Here is a 19,343-nt window from a genome sequence, read left to right as displayed (position 1 = left end):
CGCGAACTGGCAGCAAATGCCCTCTGAATCGACGCAGAGGGCATCTGCTGCCAGTTCGCGCGAAGGGACCCTAGCGGAGCTTTTCGCGCAGCTTCCGGGCCAGCTGGTAGGCCCCGTAGCGGAGCTTGTTGACGGGAAGGTCCCAGGTGCCTGGGTAGGCGATTTCCCTGCCTCCGAAGGACTTCTTGAAGGCGGTGAATCCGGCCCACTTGTGGTCGGGCTCGTTTTCCGGGGCCACGCCCCACAGGTCGACGTGCTTGAGCCCCTTGTCCTTGGCATCGGCCATGAGCGTCACGAGCAAGGGAATGCCCGCGCTGAGCTTGCGGTGCGTGTCATCGAGCGCTGCGTGGGCGTAGGTGCGGGTGTCGGCGGAGTCGTACGCCAAGGCGGCCGCAATGGGTTCGCCCTCGAGTTCGGCGATGAACAGCGTGCCGGCACCAGCGGGCATGAGGGAGCGGGCCACCGAGCTCAAGTAGTCGTCGCTCTGGGGCTTGAAGCCGTTGCGTGCCGCTGTCATGTGGAGGAAGTCGAGAAGTATCGAGATCTCTGCGGGATCCTGCGAGGACCGGAAGGTGACGCCCTTCTTGTGGATGTTGCGGTACAGGTTCCGGTTGGTGGGTTTCATGCCCGCAAGGACGTCTTTGAAGTCGCCGTCCAGATCCACGATCCAGCTCAATTCCGGCTGCTGGTTGGACGGCGCGGGCTGGAGGCCGCGTCCCCCCAGCACCGCAGCGGCGTCGGCCGCTTCAAATCCAGCAGTGACGGGTTCCATCCTCACAAACACCGCCTTGCTGCGGCGCGCAATCGCCACAAGCGCGGCCAGGGCTTCGTCGAAGGCTTCCAACGAGTCGGCCACGGGGCCGTAGGGGGAGTAGATGACCTTTCCAGCCGGGTTCTTTTCCTCCACGGCGAGGAAACGCCACCCCGGACCGGACTCCTCGTGCACGGTGCGGCCGAGGGATCGCTGGAAGGACGCCCATGCGGGCGTTTGCAGGAAGTACTCCACCCTCTAATTCCCCAAGCCGGTTGTGACGGCAAAGGCGACGCTGGTTCCCGTTGCGCCGGAAACCGGGTGCACCATTACGGGCTCTTCGGATGCCGGGATGAAGGCACTCCCGCCGCGTTCCACGGCGAGTTCGCTCTTGGGGGAGTCGAGCACCACGGAACCCGAAACCACGACGACGACGGCGGGACCGGCTTGCGCCATCGGCACCGGTTCCGCTCCGGGAGCCAACTCGATGCGCTGGAGCTGGAATTCCTTGAAGGGCGGCACATAGAGATCCTGGCCGAATCCGGAGATCCTGGGCTCGATGCGCGGTACGCCGAGGGAAGCGAATTCGATGGTCTTCAGGAGTTCGGGGACGTCGATGTGCTTGGGGGTGAGGCCGCCACGGAGCACGTTGTCCGAGGCCGCCATCACCTCGACACCGAGGCCTTTCAGGTAGGCGTGGACGTTTCCGCCCGGCAGGTACACCGATTCGCCCGGGGACAGGAAGACAAGGTTCAAGAGCAGCGAAATCAGGACACCGGGATCGCCCGGGAACTCATTGTTGATGTCCATCAAGGTGGAGAGTTCCGCGGCGTGCTGACCCATCGGTGCGCCCGATTTCAGGATGGAAACCACCTGATCGGTGGCGGCGGAGACGGCATCCCCGCCGGTAATCAGCCGGGTGAACGCAGCCTTGAGTGCCGAGGGCTCATCGGGCTCGGAGAGATCCGCGATGACACCGGTGATGACGTCCGGGACGTCGACGGCGGCAAGGTCCAGAAGGGTTGCGAGATGCTCGAAGACACGCTGCGAATCCGCGGCCGGACGGAAACCGCAGAGGGCGTGAAACGGGGTCAGCGCAAAGATCATCTCGGGCTTGTGGTTGTCATCCCGGTAGTTGCGCTCGGGCGCGTCCGCCGCCATGCCTGCGGCATTTTCCTTCGCGTATCCGTCCTTGGCCTGCTGCAAGCGAGGGTGGACCTGCAAGGACAGGGGCTTGTCGGCCGCAAGGAGCTTGGTGAGGAACGGCAAGCGCGGACCGAATTCGGCCACGCTCGTTTCACCGAGGAAATGCACGGGGTCCACCTTGATCAGGGCGTCCAAGGCGACGGACGATCCATCCGGACGGGTGGCCACGGACGGCGAGTCTGGGTGCGCTCCGATCCACAACTCCGCCTCCGGACCGCCCGAGGCGGGCCTTCCCAGCAGAGCGGCGATCGCCGTCGTCGATCCCCATGCGTAGGGGCGGAGAACATTCTCAAGCTGGTACACGGCAGGGGATCCTTGTCATTGCGGTACGGTACATTCGGGATTGCCGGGGATGACCTCTTAACGGCTGCCCGGGCTCTTAACGACTGCTTCGGGCGGAGACGTTCGCGGTGGAGAAGACTTCGGCGACCTTGTCGCGGAGCCGGGCGCCTTTCTCGGTGGCGGTGTTGTTGAGCTCCTGGGCGAATTCGAGCAGTTCGCCGCGAAGCCGCACGGCCAGCTCGTCGGTTCCAGACGCCAGCATGCGCACTGCCAGGAGGCCGGCGTTGCGGGCGCCGCCGATGGACACCGTGGCGACGGGAACACCGGCGGGCATCTGCACGATGGACAGCAAGGAATCCATACCGTCCAGGGTCTTCAGCGGGACCGGGACGCCGATGACGGGCAGCGGGGTGACGGAGGCGAGCATCCCCGGCAAGTGGGCCGCGCCGCCGGCTCCCGCGATGATGACGCGGAGGCCACGTTCATGGGCAGTCTGGCCGTATCGGATCATTTCCGTGGGCATGCGGTGGGCTGAGACGACGTCGGCTTCGAAAGGGATGCCGAATTCTGCCAGGGCGTCCGCCGCGGCTTCCATGACCGGCCAGTCGGAGTCGGAGCCCATGACGAGGCCTACGATCGGGGCGGCGACAGCCGCATCCGCGTTTTCGGCTTCCATGTTCTCTGCGCTCATGCGGTTCTCTGCGCTCATGCGGTCTCCTCGGAGGTGGTTTCGGCCGGCATGCGGCCGTCGCGGATGATGTCGGCCACTACGGTGGCGCGGCGTCGGATGGAGTCGACGTCCGCCGTCGAGTTGCCGACGAGGTTCACGTGCCCGATCTTGCGGCCGGCCCGCACGGACTTGCCGTAGCAGTGGACCTTTGCGGCAGGTTCGTAGGCAAGGGCCTTGGGGTAGGCGCTGAAGAGATCCTGGTTGTCGCCGCCCAGGAAGTTCTTCATGACAACTACTGCGCCGAGCGCGTCGGTGGCACCGAGCGGGAGGTTGAGGACCGCTCGCAAGTGCTGCTCGAACTGGCTCGTGACGGAGCCGTCTTGCGTCCAGTGGCCGGTGTTGTGCGGCCGCATGGCGAGCTCGTTGACCAGGAAGCCGACTCCGACGCCGGGCGTTTCGAAGAGTTCGGCCGCCATGACGCCCGTGACGCCGAGTTCATTGGCGATCCGCAGCGCTGCCTCTTCGGCCGCCGCGGCGACTTCTACGGGAATGTCCTGGGCCGGCGCAATCACTTCGTCGCAAACGCCGTCCACCTGGACGGTGTGGACTACCGGCCAAGCACGGGATTCGCCGTCTGGGGTCCTTGCGACGAGGGCGGAAAGCTCGCGGCTGAAGTCAACCTTCTCTTCCGCGAGCAGCGGGCTCATGGCGTCGAACCAGTCCGTGGTGCTCCGGGCGTCGTCGGCGGAATGGACGATGCGCACGCCTTTGCCGTCATAGCCTCCGCGCGGGGTCTTCAAGACGATCGGCCAACCGGTCTGCTCACCGAATGCCACGAGGTCCTCGACGCCGTGGACTGCAGCCCACGCCGGATTGGGGAGCCCCAAGCGGTCGATCGCGGCGCGCATCACCAGTTTGTCCTGCGCGTGCACCAGGGCATCGGGGCCGGGCTGGACGTTGACTCCGGCCTCGATCAAGGCCCGGAGGTGCTCGGTGGGAACGTGTTCGTGGTCGAAGGTCATGACGTCCAAGCCCTCCGAGAACTCAAGAAGGGCCGCGAGGTCCTTGTAGTCGCCAATGGGGGCCGTTGCTACGGCCTGGACTGCGGAAACGTCCTCACCTTCAGCAAGGACCCGGAGTTCAAAGCCGAGAGCGGTTGCGGCCGGGGCCATCATTCGTGCGAGCTGTCCGCCGCCCACCACGCCAATTACAGGAAAAGTCACAAGGTTCAGCCTACCGAACCAGCGGCTGGTTCCCAGATTCTGCTCGCCGCTGGGTCCTTGGAACCCGGCTCGAAGCCGTCGGCACGGAACAAATGGGCAAGCTCCAAGAAATCGGAGCTAAAATGGAGGCTTCGGCCCATCGGCCCCCTAGAACAACGGCCATGGAGGGTCATGATCAACACACTTGCAGATCGCATCCGCGGGCTCGCCTCGCTCTTTTGGCGCGAAGTAGCCAAGTTTGGCGCTGTCGGCGGTGTTGCGTTCGTCATAGATAACGGCTTGACCTACTATCTCATGCACGGCCCGATGTCGGACAGTGAGGCGAAGGCCCGTTTCGTCGGCGCCACCGTGGCCACCGTGTTCTCGTGGATCGCCAACCGTTTCTGGACCTTCCGCCACCGCCGCCAGCAGAACGTGGTGCGCGAGTTCGTGATGTTCATCATCATCAACGGAATTGGTATCGGCATCTCCACCGGCCTCACCGCCATCGCCAAATACGGCATGAACATCCAGGACAAGAACGTTCTCTTCGCCGCCGGAGTCGTCGGCATCCTCGTGGCCACTGTCGTGCGCTTCTTCGCCTACCGCTTCCTGGTCTTCAACAAGGAACTCGACGAAGAGCCGGCCTTCTCGCATGACCACGAGATCATCGAGGCCCACCACAGGGCCAAAGCCAAGGCCATGCATGTTGCCAGCTCCGAGACTGGCTCGGACCAAGGCGAAGACGCGGTCAAGCGCCGCTGACGTGCCTAGGCGCCGCTGACGCGCTCGTTGTCCAGCAGGTGCCGGGTGACGTCGACGTCCGGGTGCACGAGGACCACTGAACCGTCTTTGCTCCACGCGCCCAGTGCGTCCGCGAGGGCCGACTCCAAGCCGTCGGCCGCGCGGACCAGCAGGCGGACGCCGGCGTCGTGTTCCTTGGCGAAGCCGTCCAGCAATTCGCCGTGCGAGTGTCCGGCTTCAGGGCGGCGCAGCGCCGGCAGCGCGGCGTCCGGTTCGGCGTGCGCCATGAACACGTCGCCGTGGGAGCGGACTTCGGCCGCGTAGTCCACGACGCCGGCAGGCAGTTCTCCCGGCCAGCGCATCGCTAGTGCCGCGAGCGGCACGGCGACGACGGCGTCGAAGTCGGCTCCCGCACCGACGTCGGGGGTGTCCGTGACAAGCAGGTCGGCGCTGCCGCCGTCGAGCACCAGTTCCATCCCCAACTGCCATCCGGCCAGCGCCCATACGAGGGACTTCCAATGGGCCGGCAGGTCGAGGCGAAGGCTCATGCCCGGTTCGGCGTCGAACTCGTCCTGGAGTAGGTTGCTGGTCTTGGCCACCCAATTGTCCAGGACCCGTCCCGAGAGCTCCACCCGTTCGGCGTCCGGCCCGTACCAGGTCAGTCGGGGGGATGTGGCGTGTCCGGAGCGCAGGGCGGCCATCAGGTTCATCGCGGGGGTGTTCATGGCTACATCTTGCCACGGGGCGTCCGGCCCGGCGCAGGCGGGTATGACTTGCGCCACATAGGGCCAAGGGCCGGTGACGGCACGGCGCTTGAGGGGCCAAGCAATTTCCCTGAAATTCAATGAAAATACATCTTAAGTGAGTCGAAGCTTCCGTTTTTCCGCGGAAGCGCGCGGATGGGGCAAAAAAATCGCGGGCGTGGCGCGGCGGGAGTTAGTGCGGAAAGTTGATTATTATCCCGGCGCGGCTTGACGGCTTGGTAGTTACACGCGTGTAATTAGATATCGAACGCCGCTGCGGGAGTATCGGGTACATAACCGAGTACCGAATGAGCACGGCAGCAGCTGCACACATCAGGAGGGACGCCATGGGGCAAGCGTTGCGTATCCAGGAAGATGCAGTCGTCGCGGAATATGCGTCGGTGAAGTACCGGTCGCGTGAAGTTCCGGGGGATTGGTATGTTGACCCGGCAGATCCGCAGGCGGCGGACCGCTACATAGAGACCACTCGGGAGTCGCTGGAAGACGAGGCAACAGCCTTTCTTGCTGCCCACGAGGCTCTTGTGGGAGGCACGCCGGCAGATCCGGAGGATGATCTCGACGATCCTCCGATGGAGCTGCGCCGTCCGCTCGACAACCCGGCCCAGCCGGTGTGGATCGGGCTTCCGCGCCAGGGGGACTTCGACGACGAAGGCGAACTCGGCTGGCAGACGGACGCCTTGTGCGCCCAGACGGACCCGGAGGCGTTCTTCCCTGAGAAGGGCGGCTCCACGCGGGATGCCAAAAAGGTTTGCGGTGCGTGCAATGTCCGTTCGCAGTGCCTTGAATACGCACTCGCCAATGATGAACGTTTTGGTATCTGGGGCGGGCTCTCCGAGCGTGAACGCCGCAGGCTGAGGAAGCGAGCGGTCTGATTCTCAAGGCAGTACACGTTACCGCCGTCGTCGTCTCGCACGACGGCGGTAACTATCTCCCCAGAACCCTGGCGGCTCTGCTGGACCAGACGCGTCCGGCAGATGCCGCCATTGGCATTGATACGGGCTCCCGCGACAAGTCCGCCGCCTTGCTGCAGCGGGCTCTCGGCAAGGCCAATGTCACCGGCACCGGCGAACACAAAGTAGGTTTCGGTGCGGCCGTCATGGCCGGCCTGGCCCGCTCGGCGCCACCTTCGCGGGAGCCGGGAGCCGTGGAATGGATCTGGTTGTTGCACGACGACGCCGCTCCCGCCCCGGATGCACTCGCCGAACTGCTTCAGGCAGTCGAGCGAGCCCCTTCGGTCACAGTGGCCGGTTGCAAGCAGTTGTCCTGGAACGCGGAACGCAGGCTCGTCGACGCCGGCCTGTCCACGAGCCGCTGGGCCGAACGGCTGACGCTCATCGAAGCCGACGAACTCGACCAGGGCCAATACGACGGGCGCACGGACACTTTCGCGGTGAATTCCGCCGGCATGCTGATCCGCCGCGACGCTTGGGAGCAATTGGGCGGCTTCGACCCCGCGCTTCCCGGAGTGGGAGACGACGTCGATTTCTGTTGGCGCAACTGGCTTGCGGGCAACAGGGTGGTGGTGGTTCCGGCGGCGCGCATGTTCCACGTGGAGAACCGTCCCCACAGCCTGGCGACACCTGCGGCCGCACGCAAGAGCCAAGTCCATTTGAGGCTCACCCACGCTTCGCCGTGGAAGGTTCCGCTGCACGCGTTCGGCGCGTTGCTCGGGAGCATGGTCAGGCTCGTCTTAAGCATCCTGGTCAAAGAACCGGGTCACGGAATTTCCCAGCTTGGCGCGACCGTTGCGGCGCTCGGCCGTCCCGGGGCGATTTGGCGTTCGCGGCGAAACGCCGCCCGGACGCGACGCGTACCGCGGTCAATGGTCAAGGGCCTGCAGACACCGCGGCGCGAGGTTTGGGCCCATCGACGCTCCCTCGTCGAGGCGATTGGCGCAGACGAATTCCAGGAGACCGACTCCCTGGCTCCGGAACCGAGCGGTGACGCAGGTGACGATTTTGTGGCCCTAGCAACGAATGAGCGGGGTTGGATCGGGACGGGCGCGGTGGCCACCGCGTTTGTTGCACTGGCTGCCTCCATCGTGGGGTTGCTGGGGCTCCTGGGTGCAAACGGCGTGACGGGCGGCGGCCTCTTGCCGTTGTCCGCCGCAGGCGACATCTGGCGGTCGGCATCCACGTGGTGGATTGGCTTGGGCGCGGGTTTGCCCGGACACGGGGATCCGTTCGCCTACATCCTGTGGCTTGTGTCATTGCTCGGGGGAAGCGATTCCAGCACGGCGATCGTGTGGCTGTTGTTGTTGGCGATGCCACTGTCAGGATTGGGCGCCTGGTTTGCCGCGGGCGCGATGACCAGCTTGCGCCGCTACCGCTTCATGGCGGCGCTGATCTGGGCCGCAGCCCCGGCCCTTCAAGTCGCCGTTAACCAAGGACGGGCCGGCGCCCTCTTGGCCCACGTAGCGATGCCCTTGTTGGTGCTGGCACTCTTCCGGGCCACCGGATCGGCCCTGGGGCGCGGGACTACGCTGGACCAGGTCCAGCAGTCCGGCCGCGCCGCAACCAGGCCGTTGCCGGGCAAGCCGGGCGTCAACGGCACTCCGTCGTGGACTGCTGCAGCCGCGGCCGGCTTGGCGCTGGCCGTGGTGACTGCCTCTGCGCCATCCCTGCTTCCTCCCTTTGCCGTCCTCATTGTTTTTTGCGGCATCGCCTTGGGGCGGCGGGGCCGGACCATTTGGTGGTCGCTGCTTCCAAGCGCCGCGCTCTTTGCGCCGTACGTCCTCTCGGCGCTTGAACGGCCCCGCACCATGCTGGCCGATCCTGGCGTCCCGTTGGGATTCGAAGCCGCACCGTTGTGGCAGCAACTGCTTGGCCAACCCTTGAAATTCGACGTCAACGGCGGATTGGCCGGCTTGGCATTATTCGGCCCGTCGGGTATTCCGTGGGCGCTGGCGCTTGCCCTGCTGATCGGCGCGCCGGTCCTGCTCCTCTCCATCGCCGCACTCTTTGTCCCCGGAGGCCGGTCCCGCGTCACGCGTTTCCTCTGGGCCGGAGCCCTTGTGCTCCTCGCCTGGGCATGGCTCGCCGGACACGTCGCAACCGGAGTCGACGGCAACCTGCTCGTCGCGCCATTCACGGGTCCGGCAGTTTCCGCGGCCGGGTTCGCGTTCCTGGGAGCGGCGCTGATCGGCGCCGATAACCTCCTCCACCTGAAGGCCAAGGCGGAAGACGGCCGCCCGGTCCAGCGCGCGGCAGTGCGCATCGTCTCCGCTGTAGCGACGCTTCTCCTCATTGCCGGACCCCTGGCAAGCATGGGCCTCTGGGCAACCCAGAATGTCCTGGCCGGCCCAGACAGCCCGCCCTCGGCTAGCGGCGCGCTGGGCACGCCGCGACTGGTCCAGCCCGCAGGTCCCGGCACGTTGCCGGCCACCGCCGTCGACCACGGCCAAGGGCCGGAACAGACCCGCACGCTGGTCATCACCGCCGGTGAGAACGGTGGCTACACGTCATCCCTCATGCGCGGAGCCGGTACTACTTTGGACTCGCTCTCGACTGTCGCTGCCGGACGTTCCATTGTGGGATCACCCGGGCAGGAACGCCTCGTGGCCGACGACGACGCTACCGCGTCCATCCGGAACGCCGTAGCCACGATTGTCGCGGGAACAGGGGTTGACCCGCGGCCCGCCCTTGAGCAGCTTGGCGCAGGATTCGTGGTTCTGAAGTCAGCCGACACCGCCGCACCGTTGACGGCCAACCGGATCGATTCCGTGCCCGGCCTGGTGGCTGTGGGCAAAACCGATTCCGGGTGGCTGTGGCGGGTCACGCCGCTCAACCAGGCCGCCGCGGCCGACGCCGAAACGGCGCACCGTGTCAGGGTGGTGGACGCAAAAGGTGCCGTCGTTGCGCTCTTGCCTTCCCTTGGATCCTCTGCTACCGGCAACATCCCGGCGGGCGGGGACGGACGCCTGGTGGTGCTCGCTGAGCGGGCAGATGCCGGTTGGAGCGCTTGGTTGGATGGCCGCCAACTGAGCCCGACGACGTCCGGATGGGCCCAAGCATTCACCTTGCCGTCCGCGGGCGGCGAGATCGAGATCCGCTACACCACCGTGTGGGAGCCTTGGCTCAGCATTTTGCAGGCCGTGGTGATTGGATTGACCGTCCTTCTGGCCATCCCCATGCCTGCCCGCAGGCCGAAAGCCGGCCTCCTGAAGGAACAAAACTCCCTCCGTAAGGAGTACAGCAGTGTCTGACAACCAAGGACCGGCCGCCGAGCCCGGAGCGGGGTCGAGGAAGCGCGGCCAGCGCAAAGCCCACAACCAGAGCAAAGGCCAGAACAAGAACAAGGCCGTTGTGTTGGGAGCGCTTTCCGCGACGTTGCTCCTTGCTGCTGGGGCCGGGATGGTGTCGGCAGCCTCGATCCTGCCGTCGCCGTCGGGAAGCAAAACGCTGGACATGGCCCTCGCGGATGTCCCGGCGGGCAGGACAGCCGCAGTGTGTCCGGCACCTCCCCGTCTCGCCGAGGGAACGAGCGCGGGCACCGACAGCCAGTTCAGCCCTGTTTCGCGTTCGGCAAAGAGCTTCCTGGACGCGGTGGTGCTCAGCGACGCCGGCGGATCCGTTCCCGGGAGCAACCTCGCCTCGCTGGGTGGTTCTGCAATCGCCGATATTGCGAAGCCTCCCGCCGCCGCCCCAGCCCCTGCGTCCGGGCCGCCCGTGCTGAATGCCGGCGTCGTGGCCCAGCGGCCTGCGGGCGACGTCACCGTGGTGGGCGCCGATCCCATCAGCGGCCAGAAGGCCGCGGTAGCGGGCCTGATGAGCTACACCGCGAGCGACGGCGACCTCCGCGGACTGGCGGCCGCACCCTGCCAACAGCCGGTCAATGATGCATGGCTCCTTGGAGCGAACACTGCACTCGGGCGAACGGCGGTCTTGAACATCAGCAATGCCTCGGGTACCCCGGCTACCGTCAATCTCGAGCTGTTCGGCGCCCACGGGCAGATCCAAGCCCCGGACAGCCGAGGCTTGCTGGTTTCGCCGGGAGCTACCCGGTCCATCAATTTGGCCGGACTGGCCCCGAACGAGGGTCAGCTCTCGGTGCATTTGCGCAGCAGCGGCGGCCCGGTCGCGGCAACCATCCAGCAAAGCGTCCTCCGGGGCCTCACCGCCGGTGGCGTCGAGCTCATCACTCCTGGTGCCGGCGCCGCCGATTCCCAGGTCATGACCGGGGTGGACGTCCAGGACCCGGCCCCCGTGAAGTCACTCGCGGACAAGCCCGGTTTTGCCGACGTCGTTCCGGCCCTGCAGATCACTGTTCCCGGTCCTGTGGACGCCGTCGTGGACGTGCGCTTGTACGGGCCGAACGGCCAGCGCGCTTTGCCCGGCGGGGGAGCCGTGACTGCGAAGGCGGGTTCGGTGACCGAAGTGCCGCTCGCGGGCGTCCCGGCCGGTATGTATACCGTCAGCGCTACCTCGGATGTTTCCTTCGCAGCTTCCTCCCGCGTAACGAGGGGGCTCAAGGCGGAGGACCCCGTTGACTTCGCCTGGTCTCCGGCTGCGGTCCGTTTGGGTAGCCAGCATGTGATGGCGGTACCCCAAGGCGGGACCCGTTTCCTCAGCTTCGGTGTGCCGACGGGACGGGCCACTGTCAGTTACACGCCGGTCACCTCGGACGGCAAGGTACACAAGGCGCAAACGGTCGACATCGCCGGAGGGACCACCGCGGTCATCGGCGTTCCGGACAAGTCCGACGGCGCGGCGGTTTCGGGCTACATCGTGTCGGCGGCAGGGGATGCGGCCTACGGCGCGCTCGTCCTCGGCCAGGGCGATCAACCAGGCGTTTCGGTCCTGACCATCCAGGATGGCGCTGCGGGCCACGAAAAAGTGCAGGTCACGCTCGGTTACTGATAGCGGCGGCGGTACACGGGGTCCAGGGTCTCCGGCGGCACTCCGAGCATCTCGGCGGTGTACTCGACGACGACGTCGTGCACCAGGTCCTGGAGGTCCTCGCGGCCGCCGGTGGTGTGCTCGACGACGCGCCGATAGATGGTGATGACGGGGCCCGCGCCGCGGGCTGCCGGGGTGTACGAGCCCAGCGGTGCCGCGGCGCCTTGTGCCACCAGTTCCTCAAGGTTCGGCGGGATCTCGTCCACCGCGAACGCGACACTGTCGAGCCGTTTGCCCCACATATCCTGCAGCCGTTCAGCGGAATCGAGCACGAGGTCGTCGAACCTTTCGGCGCGCGTCCGGTAGCCGGGAAGGTTGGGAAGGATGATTTCGCCGCGCAAGCCCCGCCCGTGGCGGTTCCTGCGGCGCTCCCTGAAGCCGCGTGCGGACGTGCCCGCCGTCGTCGTTTCCTGGCTGTCCCCGGTGCCGGACAAATGGACTGTGAAGCCCGGAACGTGGTGCTGTGACTGCATATATCGACTCTAGACCCGTGATTCCGCCAACGCGACATAATGCGCGCAAAGGGGCAATGCACCGCGCCGCGGGGAAGTGCGGCTAATCTGGGATGTTGTGGGTGCAATTCGTCAGTGTTCCAGATCAGCTTGCCGCCAATCCGCGGTGGCTACTTTGACGTACGTCTATGCCGAGTCCACGGCGGTGCTTGGTCCGTTGGCCACGTATGCCGAGCCGCATTCCTACGATCTGTGTGCGCAGCATGCCGAGTCGCTGACCGTACCGAGGGGCTGGGAAGTCATGCGGCTCGCCATGCCGTCCTCACCGCCCCAGCCGGGGCCGGACGATCTCCTTGCCCTGGCGAATGCAGTGCGGGAAGCCGCATCGGCGCCTGCCGCGCCGGAACAGCGCACAGTCCGGGCCCCCTTTGACGGACCGGCCCCCGTGGAGGGAACAAGGCGCCACCTGCGCATCCTGCGCGATCCGTCCTGAACCCCGGACGACAGCAACCACGCGTCCATTGCCTCCGTGTACCGCCGCGTGTGTCGCCCAATGTGTCGCGGCTCCCTGAGCGACAAGCATTGTGACACCGTGTGCGGCGCCGCTGGGTTGTACTCTGGAAGCTGCCATATCTGTCCAAAGCGGCGTCCGCGAGATGCCATCCAGGGAGCTTCAACCATGCCAAAGGTCAGTCCTGAATTGTTGTCCATCCTGCGGTGCCCTGTCACCGGGTCCCCGCTGGAGCAGGACGGCGAGGAACTTGTCTCGACGGCCGCGTCCGCCTCGGGTGAGAAGCTCCGCTATGCAATCCAGGATGGAATCCCCTTGCTCCTGCCCCCGGAGCTGCTGGCCGCCGCCAACGCCGCGGCCTCAGACCAGCACGACGCAGGACAGCACGACGCCTGAGCCCCCCTGACTCGACCATTCGGTACTTCCAAAGGACTTTCATGACTTTCGACTACAAGGTTGCAGACATCTCCCTGGCCGAAGCCGGGCGCCACCAGATTCGCCTGGCAGAGCACGAAATGCCGGGCCTCATGTCGCTGCGCGCCGAGTTCGGTCCAAGCCAGCCGCTCAAGGGGGCGCGTATTGCCGGGTCCCTGCACATGACCGTGCAGACCGCGGTGCTCATCGAGACGCTGACGGCCCTCGGTGCGGAGGTGCGCTGGGCCTCGTGCAACATCTTTTCCACCCAGGACGAGGCAGCGGCCGCCGTTGTCGTCGGCAAGGGAACTGTCGAGTCTCCCCGGGGTGTTCCCGTGTTCGCCTGGAAGGGCGAGACCCTCGACGAATACTGGTGGACCGCCGAGCAGATCCTCACCTGGCCGGGCGCTGACGCCAACCCTGAGCTTGGGCCCAACATGATCCTCGACGACGGCGGAGACGCCACGCTGCTGGTCCACAAAGGCGTCGAATTCGAAGCAGCCGGCGCGGTGCCGACCGCCACGGAGAGTGATCCCGAAGAGTATGCGCTGGTCCTCGACGTGCTGCGGAAGAGCCTTGCCGCCGACCCGAAGAAGTGGACCCGCATCGCCGCCGGGATCCGTGGCGTGAGCGAAGAAACCACCACGGGCGTGCACCGGCTCTACCAGCTCGCCGAACAGGGCAAGCTGCTGTTCCCGGCCATCAACGTCAACGACTCGGTGACCAAGAGCAAATTCGATAACAAGTACGGCATCCGCCACTCCCTGCCGGACGGCCTCAACCGCGCCACGGATGTCCTGATGGGCGGAAAGGTCGCCGTCGTCTGCGGCTATGGCGACGTCGGCAAGGGCGCCGCAGAGGCGCTCCGCGGCCAGGGTTCGCGCGTGATCGTGACGGAGATCGACCCCATCTGCGCGCTCCAGGCAGCAATGGACGGGTACCAGGTGGCCAAGCTGGATTCCGTGTTGGAACAGGGCGACATCTTCATCACGACTACGGGCAACAAGGACGTCATCATGGCGTCCGACATGCTCCGCATGAAGAACAAGGCGATCGTGGGCAACATCGGCCACTTCGACAACGAGATCGACATGGCCGGACTGGCAAAGGTCCCCGGCGTGCACAAGGTGGAAATCAAGCCGCAGGTCCACGAGTGGGTGTTCGCCGCAGCCGACGGCCGCGAGGAGCGTTCGATCATCGTGCTTTCCGAAGGCCGCCTCCTGAACCTGGGCAACGCCACGGGCCACCCCTCGTTCGTTATGAGCAACTCCTTCGCGAACCAGACGATCGCCCAGATCGAGCTGTGGACCAAGAGGGACCAGCCCGAGGCCGAGCGCGAATACTCGAACCAGGTCTATGTCCTGCCCAAGATCCTCGATGAGAAGGTTGCCCGCCTGCACTTGGATGCTTTGGGCGTGGAACTGACCGAGCTCAGCAAGGAACAGGCGGAATACCTGGACCTTGACGTTGCCGGGCCGTACAAGCCGGAACACTACCGGTACTAAGAACACTGGCTGGGGGCACGCCGGAAGGCGGGCTCCCAGCCAATATCAAGCCGCGCCCCTTAGGATGCGGCTGTGGGGCGTGAGTTTTATTGGGGGGCGTGAGTTTTGGAGAAAACAGGAATGGGCCTTAATCCCGACGGCGAGCAAGCGGACACTTTCGAGCAAGTGGACGCTGCGAGGCTCTTCGACACCGAGCAGGACGGCGGCAGTGCCCGGCACTTGGATGCTGGGCACTTGGACGCTGGGCACATGGATGCTGGGCCGACGAAGCGAAGCAGGTTCCGCAAAGTCGCCTGGATCGTGGTTGTCTGCCTCATTGCCGCGCTCAGCGGCACGTTCGCCGCAGTGGCCCCGCATGCGGCCAGTGCGGCAATCGAGTCCGAGGGATCATCAGGTGAACGCAGGGAGGCAGCGGCGGTGCTGCCCGTCGTGAAGCCTGCCACGGTGGTTGCCTCGCCTGCGAGCGGAGCCAAACAGGTGAACCCGGCTGCGCCCGTCACTATCAGCGTCAAGGACGGAACCCTGGACAGGGTCTCCCTGACGAGCGCTCAAGGCAAGACCGTTGATGGTGCGTTGACCCCGGATGGACTGAGCTGGACGGCATCGACTCCGCTCGAATTCAACTCCTCCTACACCTTCAATTACACCGTTGCCGATGCGGCCGGTCGCGCAACGTCGAAGACCGGATCCTTCACGACGGTCTCCACACAGAACGAGGCCGACGCCGCCATGTACCCCCTGGACGGGGCGAAGGTGGGCGTGGCGCAGCCGCTCCAGCTCACGTTCAGCGAACCGGTCGTCAACAAGGCCGCTGTCGAGAAGGCCATCAAGGTCACCTCCACGTCGGGCCAGGTGGGGGCCTTCCACTGGTTCAGCGACACCATGGTGCGCTACCGTCCGGAGAACTTCTGGGCAGCGAACAGCACCGTCACCGTGGATCTCAAGCTGTTCGGGGTGGACTTCGGCAACGGCCAGATCGGCAACTTCAACAAGACGAACACCTTCAAGATCGGCGACAAGAAGGTGGCGGTGGCCGACGCGGTTGCCCACACGTTCACGGTCAGTATCAACGACCAGCAAGTGGGCCAGTGGCCGGACACCATGGGCGACACCAGGTTCCCTTCCGCGCGCGGCTACTTGGTCCTTATGGAGAAGTACCGGGTGGAGCACATGGACGCCTCCACCATCGGCCTTAAGCCGGGGGATCCGGCCTACTACGGACAGCTTGACGTCAACTACGCGACGCGCCTGACGCCCAGCGGCGAGTTCATCCACCAGGCCACCGACTCGGCCTTGCCGTACATCGGCGTCACGAACCTCTCCCACGGCTGCATCGGATTGGGACCTGACGGCGCGAAATGGGTGTTCGACAACATGACGACCGGAGACGTCGTCCAAGTGGTCAATACCCAGGGTGACTACGCCAACTACGACGACGGCTTTGGCGACTGGAACATCCCCTGGGCCCAATACGCCAACTGACCCAATACGCCGACTGACCCAATACGCCGACTGACCCAGTACGCCAACTGATAGGGCGCGCCTGAGCGCACTGCCCCGGACGCATCGGAACCCCCGGTAGACTTGGCGGGTCAGTCTTGGGGGCTGGCTTTCTGCAGGGGGATGTGGAGTTGCACTGTGGCGTCGCAAAGGAAAAGCAAGACCGGGAAGATTCTCGGAATCATGGGGATATGTGCCGGCGTTGCGGTCGGAGGAATCGGTGTTGCAACCGCCCCGAACTGGCTGCAAACGGCGGTCGAATCAGAAGCGGGATCTCCGCAACGCACGGATGCCGGGTTGGCGTCCGCTGTCGTCAAGGCAGTGGAACTGGGAATCACGCCCCTTGACGGTGCCCGCGAAGTGAATCCCGCCGTCGGGCCTTCCGTGAAGGCGGTACACGGCACGCTGAAGGACGTTGAACTCGTCCCGGCCAAGGGCGGAAAGGCCATCACGGGTAGCATCAGTTCCGACGGCAGCACCTGGTCCACGCTGGATCCCTTGGCGTTCAACACCGAGTACCGTTATGGCTTCACTGTTGTTGACGGCGCGGGCCGGGAAACCCGGAAGACGCAATCCTTCAGCACGGTATCCACGCCCAACGAGGCCAATGCCTTGGTGTTCCCCAACGACGGTTCCGTCATGGGTTCGGGGCAACCCATCGAAATCAACTTCAGCGAGCCTGTGGCGGATAAAGCCGCCATGGAACAGGCCGTGAAGATCGGTGTTTCCTCTGGCCAGGAAGTGGCCTGGCGCTGGTACTCGGACCGCAAAGTGCGGATCCGCCCGGAGACCTTCTGGGCGGCCAACACGAGCGTCACAGTGGACATGCCTTTGTTCGGCAAGGATTTCGGCAACGGAATGATCGGCAACTCCAACGTCAAGGCAATGTTCACGACCGGTCCGCAGCGGATAGCGGTAGTGGACGACGCCACCAAGACCATGAAGGTATATATCGACGGCGCACTCGTCAAGACAGCTCCCGTCACCCTTGGCAGCCCGGACTGGCTCTCGCCCACCGGATACGCCGTGATCATGGAGCAGGAACGCCACTCGAAATTCAACGCCGGCAGCATCGGACTCAAACCCGGTGACAAGGGCTACTACGCACCGCTCGTCGTCGAGCACGCCAACCGGCTCACGAACTCAGGGGTCTACGTTCACCAAGCGCTTCCATCGGCTTACGGGGCCGTCGGCGCATACAACGTCTCGCACGGCTGCGTTGGCCTGCTCCCGGCCGATGCCGCGTGGTTCTTCAACAACATGCGTACGGGGGATGTGGTGCAGGTACTGAACACCGGAGCCCCCGCGGTTGAACCGCTTGAAGGCTTCGGGGACTGGAACATCGCCTGGGCCGGCTACGCGAAGCGCTAAGCCCTGCCGGGACGTGGAGGCAGTTGTGCCCGACGGCGTTGCGCACCGTGCGTGCCGCGCGCTTTGCTAGCGCGTGAACGGGAGCCTGTTGAGCCGGTCGCCCATAACGGCGCTGCGTTGTTCAGCGCGGCGCAGCCGTTCCAGGTCCCGGTTTCGCCGCTCGCCCAACACTGCGTTCAGGTAGCCTTCCGGCGTCGTTCCGGGCGGCGGAGGTGGAGCGACGTAAGCCGCCAGCTCGCTTGCGAGGGCCGCGGCCAGGCGGGCGCGTGAGTCCGGAGCCATCCGCCAGGCCTGCTGGATGAACTGTGAGGCCCGCCTCGCCGTCCCGTCGGGAACCCTGCCGATATCGGCGAGCGCCACCCAAGCCTGCAGGTGCGGAGGCGCGAAGGGGAGGATTTTGGGTTCGGCAGGAACGCGCTGCCTGAGCGCATAGGTTCCTGCCACGACGTCCCCGAGCCTCTTCGACTTGTCATTGAACAGTGCCACGGCAATGGCCAATCCGCCGAACGTCGCGTAGATCTCCAGGAACCCGATCAAGCCGCGGATCACTGCGTGCCGGAAACGGATGGATCCGCCGTCGTCGCGCACGATCCTGAGCCCGGTAGCCAGCTTGCCCAGAGAACGGCCACGGCTCAGCGTTTCCACCGCCACGGGGACCACCACGAGGCACAGCACCCCACTGGACAAAACCATCGCGTTGCCCGCGGCCACGTCCACATCAGGTGCCGCCATACCGATCAGGAACAACAGGCCCACCAGCAACACGACGTGAACCAGGACATCGAGCATGAGCCCAAGGGCCCTCGCCCCGAACGATGCCGGCCGTAGTTCAAGGACTACGGCCTCGCCGGTAATGATAGAACTCAAGCCCGCCCCCAAGCATTGCCACGACCTCCGCAGGACCGGACGGCTCCCGCTGGATCGAGTCTAACCGCGGCCACCGATGCGGAGGAGGGCTTTGCGTGGATGTGGGACTGTTTGGGGAGGGTGGGGATTAGGGTAGAGCCGTGGACATGGATGCCTTCTCCGTGGTGAACGGGACCAAATGGGCCCGCTTGCACGAGCTCGCGCACAAACGACGCCTGGACGGCGGCGAAGCCGACGAGCTGCTGCGTTTGTACCAAGTGGCGTCATCACACCTGTCCCTCATCCGGTCCGTGGCCCCGGAGAGCGCACTCTCCGCCTCCTTGTCGGCGGCCCTCGCCCAGGCCCGCACGCGCTTCACCGGGGCACGATCGAATTTCATGGAAGACCTCGCCCGCTTTTTCGTGGTGTCCCTGCCAGCCGCGTTCTACCGATTGCGGTGGCTCACTGTCTGGTGCGGGGTTTTCTTCTGCCTTGTGGCCGGTGCCTACACGTTCTGGATCGGAACGTCCCCGGACGCCTTGAGGGCCCTCGGAAGCAGCAACGCCGTGAAGCAATACGTCGACCACGACTTCGTTGACTACTACTCCGAGAACCCTGCTGCATCCTTCGCCGGCGCGGTCTGGACCAACAATGCCTGGATAGGGGCGCAGGCCGTGGCCTTGGGCATCACCGGATTCTGGGTACCCTACATGCTGTTCGGGAATGCCCAGGGCCTGGGAGTTGCAGCTGGCGTGTTTGCCGCCACCGGCAAGATGGACGTGTTTTTCAGCTACATCCTCCCGCACGGCCTCATGGAGTTGACGGCTGTGTTCATCGCCTCCGCGGGCGGTCTCCGCATTTTCTGGGCGATGGTTTCACCGGGTCCGAGGCGCAGGATGCAGGCAGTCGCGGAAGAAGGCCGTTCCCTGATCACCGTGGCCCTGGGCCTGGTGCTTGTCCTGTTCGTTTCCGGACTCGTCGAGGCCTTCGTCACGCCGAGCCCGCTTCCCGTGTGGGCCAAGATCCTGATCGGTTCGCTCGTTCTCGCGGCATACTGGATCTATGCCTTGGTGCTGGGCGGGCGGGCATTCCGCGCCGGCGCCACGGGTGACCTGGACGCAAACGACGCCGGATACCGGGAGATTGCCGCCTGACGGCACCCGGGTCCGGCCGCAATCCGACGTCCGCCGGGGTGGCTCATCGTCTCTCCGCGAGGGCTGACGGTAGG

Annotated in this window: 17 protein-coding genes; 10 read left to right on the top strand and 7 right to left on the bottom strand. The window is 65.4% G+C overall.

The genetic code is table 11. The features are described 5' to 3' along the window. Window positions 1-70: 70 nt before the first annotated feature. The 4 genes from AC3WJU_RS06855 to AC3WJU_RS06840 form a co-directional block, all read right to left on the bottom strand. Window positions 71-1,006, bottom strand: a complete 936-nt coding sequence (locus tag AC3WJU_RS06855) for a lipid II:glycine glycyltransferase FemX (protein ID WP_307052648.1) — start codon at window positions 1,004-1,006, stop codon at window positions 71-73. 3 nt (window positions 1,007-1,009) lie between these two features. Beyond that, window positions 1,010-2,260 (bottom strand): mannose-6-phosphate isomerase, class I, encoded by a 1,251-nt coding sequence (gene manA, locus AC3WJU_RS06850; RefSeq protein ID WP_284989858.1) that lies wholly within the window; start codon window positions 2,258-2,260, stop codon window positions 1,010-1,012. Between the two features lie 76 nt (window positions 2,261-2,336). Next, window positions 2,337-2,915: a 5-(carboxyamino)imidazole ribonucleotide mutase gene (gene purE, locus AC3WJU_RS06845; RefSeq protein WP_492259532.1), complete on the bottom strand. Its 579-nt coding sequence runs from the start codon at window positions 2,913-2,915 to the stop codon at window positions 2,337-2,339. A gap of 29 nt (window positions 2,916-2,944) precedes the next feature. Further along, the gene (locus tag AC3WJU_RS06840; protein WP_084784711.1) at window positions 2,945-4,132 is read right to left on the bottom strand and encodes a 5-(carboxyamino)imidazole ribonucleotide synthase; all 1,188 of its coding nucleotides are present in this window, start codon (window positions 4,130-4,132) and stop codon (window positions 2,945-2,947) included. Window positions 4,133-4,303: 171 nt separating this feature from the next. Between AC3WJU_RS06840 and AC3WJU_RS06835 the strand changes: the two genes are divergently transcribed. Next, complete coding sequence (locus AC3WJU_RS06835; protein ID WP_284989853.1) at window positions 4,304-4,876, top strand: GtrA family protein; 573 nt, start codon at window positions 4,304-4,306, stop codon at window positions 4,874-4,876. Between the two features lie 5 nt (window positions 4,877-4,881). Here AC3WJU_RS06835 and AC3WJU_RS06830 read toward each other — a convergent pair whose 3' ends face one another. Beyond that, window positions 4,882-5,580: a TIGR03089 family protein gene (locus tag AC3WJU_RS06830; RefSeq protein ID WP_476910275.1), complete on the bottom strand. Its 699-nt coding sequence runs from the start codon at window positions 5,578-5,580 to the stop codon at window positions 4,882-4,884. A gap of 365 nt (window positions 5,581-5,945) precedes the next feature. Between AC3WJU_RS06830 and AC3WJU_RS06825 the strand changes: the two genes are divergently transcribed. From AC3WJU_RS06825 to AC3WJU_RS06815, 3 genes are read left to right on the top strand one after another with little or no spacing between them, the layout of a single operon-like run. Beyond that, on the top strand, window positions 5,946-6,491 hold the full coding sequence (locus tag AC3WJU_RS06825) for a WhiB family transcriptional regulator (protein WP_084784377.1): 546 nt from the start codon (window positions 5,946-5,948) through the stop codon (window positions 6,489-6,491). Further along, complete coding sequence (locus AC3WJU_RS06820) at window positions 6,491-9,823, top strand: glycosyltransferase (RefSeq protein ID WP_492259531.1); 3,333 nt, start codon at window positions 6,491-6,493, stop codon at window positions 9,821-9,823. Before AC3WJU_RS06825 ends, AC3WJU_RS06820 begins: the two co-directional genes overlap by 1 nt. Beyond that, window positions 9,816-11,477, top strand: a complete 1,662-nt coding sequence (locus AC3WJU_RS06815) for a DUF5719 family protein (protein WP_492259510.1) — start codon at window positions 9,816-9,818, stop codon at window positions 11,475-11,477. Before AC3WJU_RS06820 ends, AC3WJU_RS06815 begins: the two co-directional genes overlap by 8 nt. Here AC3WJU_RS06815 and AC3WJU_RS06810 read toward each other — a convergent pair. Further along, window positions 11,471-11,989, bottom strand: a complete 519-nt coding sequence (locus AC3WJU_RS06810) for a metallopeptidase family protein (protein ID WP_492259509.1) — start codon at window positions 11,987-11,989, stop codon at window positions 11,471-11,473. The genes AC3WJU_RS06815 and AC3WJU_RS06810 overlap by 7 nt on opposite strands. Before the next feature lie 97 nt (window positions 11,990-12,086). Between AC3WJU_RS06810 and AC3WJU_RS06805 the strand changes: the two genes are divergently transcribed. The 5 genes from AC3WJU_RS06805 to AC3WJU_RS06785 all read left to right on the top strand — a co-directional run bounded on the left by AC3WJU_RS06805 (window position 12,087) and on the right by AC3WJU_RS06785 (window position 17,269). Then, on the top strand, window positions 12,087-12,461 hold the full coding sequence (locus tag AC3WJU_RS06805; protein ID WP_284752499.1) for a DUF3499 domain-containing protein: 375 nt from the start codon (window positions 12,087-12,089) through the stop codon (window positions 12,459-12,461). A 186-nt stretch (window positions 12,462-12,647) separates the two neighbouring features. Then, complete coding sequence (locus AC3WJU_RS06800) at window positions 12,648-12,875, top strand: Trm112 family protein (RefSeq protein ID WP_306961190.1); 228 nt, start codon at window positions 12,648-12,650, stop codon at window positions 12,873-12,875. Window positions 12,876-12,916: 41 nt separating this feature from the next. Next, window positions 12,917-14,398, top strand: coding sequence for an adenosylhomocysteinase (ahcY, locus tag AC3WJU_RS06795; protein ID WP_492259508.1), 1,482 nt, complete (start codon window positions 12,917-12,919; stop codon window positions 14,396-14,398). A gap of 249 nt (window positions 14,399-14,647) precedes the next feature. Further along, on the top strand, window positions 14,648-15,880 hold the full coding sequence (locus tag AC3WJU_RS06790; protein WP_492259530.1) for a L,D-transpeptidase: 1,233 nt from the start codon (window positions 14,648-14,650) through the stop codon (window positions 15,878-15,880). A 315-nt stretch (window positions 15,881-16,195) separates the two neighbouring features. Further along, a complete protein-coding gene (locus tag AC3WJU_RS06785; RefSeq protein WP_492259507.1) occupies window positions 16,196-17,269 on the top strand; it encodes a L,D-transpeptidase in 1,074 nt (357 codons plus the stop codon). A gap of 66 nt (window positions 17,270-17,335) precedes the next feature. Here the strand turns inward: AC3WJU_RS06785 and AC3WJU_RS06780 are convergent, their stop codons facing one another. Then, complete coding sequence (locus AC3WJU_RS06780) at window positions 17,336-18,136, bottom strand: RDD family protein (protein ID WP_306961196.1); 801 nt, start codon at window positions 18,134-18,136, stop codon at window positions 17,336-17,338. Window positions 18,137-18,276: 140 nt separating this feature from the next. Here AC3WJU_RS06780 and AC3WJU_RS06775 point away from each other — a divergent pair, with 140 nt between their 5' ends. Beyond that, a complete protein-coding gene (locus AC3WJU_RS06775; protein WP_306961198.1) occupies window positions 18,277-19,269 on the top strand; it encodes a stage II sporulation protein M in 993 nt (330 codons plus the stop codon). Window positions 19,270-19,343 lie beyond the last annotated feature (74 nt).

The organism is Arthrobacter sp. FW306-1B-F12A (assembly GCF_058781865.1).
Note: the sequence above shows the minus strand (reverse complement) of the source record. Positions and strands in the feature narration are given on the sequence as shown.

Excerpts from the sequence above, each read along its gene's own strand:
- purE (WP_492259532.1), bottom strand. The coding sequence starts at position 2,915 with ATGGAAGCCGAAAACGCGGATGCGGCTGTCGCCGCCCCGATCGTAGGC.
- AC3WJU_RS06830 (WP_476910275.1), bottom strand. The coding sequence starts at position 5,580 with ATGAACACCCCCGCGATGAACCTGATGGCCGCCCTGCGCTCCGGACAC.
- ahcY (WP_492259508.1), top strand. The coding sequence starts at position 12,917 with ATGACTTTCGACTACAAGGTTGCAGACATCTCCCTGGCCGAAGCCGGG.
- AC3WJU_RS06835 (WP_284989853.1), top strand. The coding sequence starts at position 4,304 with ATGATCAACACACTTGCAGATCGCATCCGCGGGCTCGCCTCGCTCTTT.
- AC3WJU_RS06790 (WP_492259530.1), top strand. The coding sequence starts at position 14,648 with ATGGATGCTGGGCCGACGAAGCGAAGCAGGTTCCGCAAAGTCGCCTGG.
- AC3WJU_RS06810 (WP_492259509.1), bottom strand. The coding sequence starts at position 11,989 with ATGCAGTCACAGCACCACGTTCCGGGCTTCACAGTCCATTTGTCCGGC.
- AC3WJU_RS06800 (WP_306961190.1), top strand. The coding sequence starts at position 12,648 with ATGCCAAAGGTCAGTCCTGAATTGTTGTCCATCCTGCGGTGCCCTGTC.
- AC3WJU_RS06825 (WP_084784377.1), top strand. The coding sequence starts at position 5,946 with ATGGGGCAAGCGTTGCGTATCCAGGAAGATGCAGTCGTCGCGGAATAT.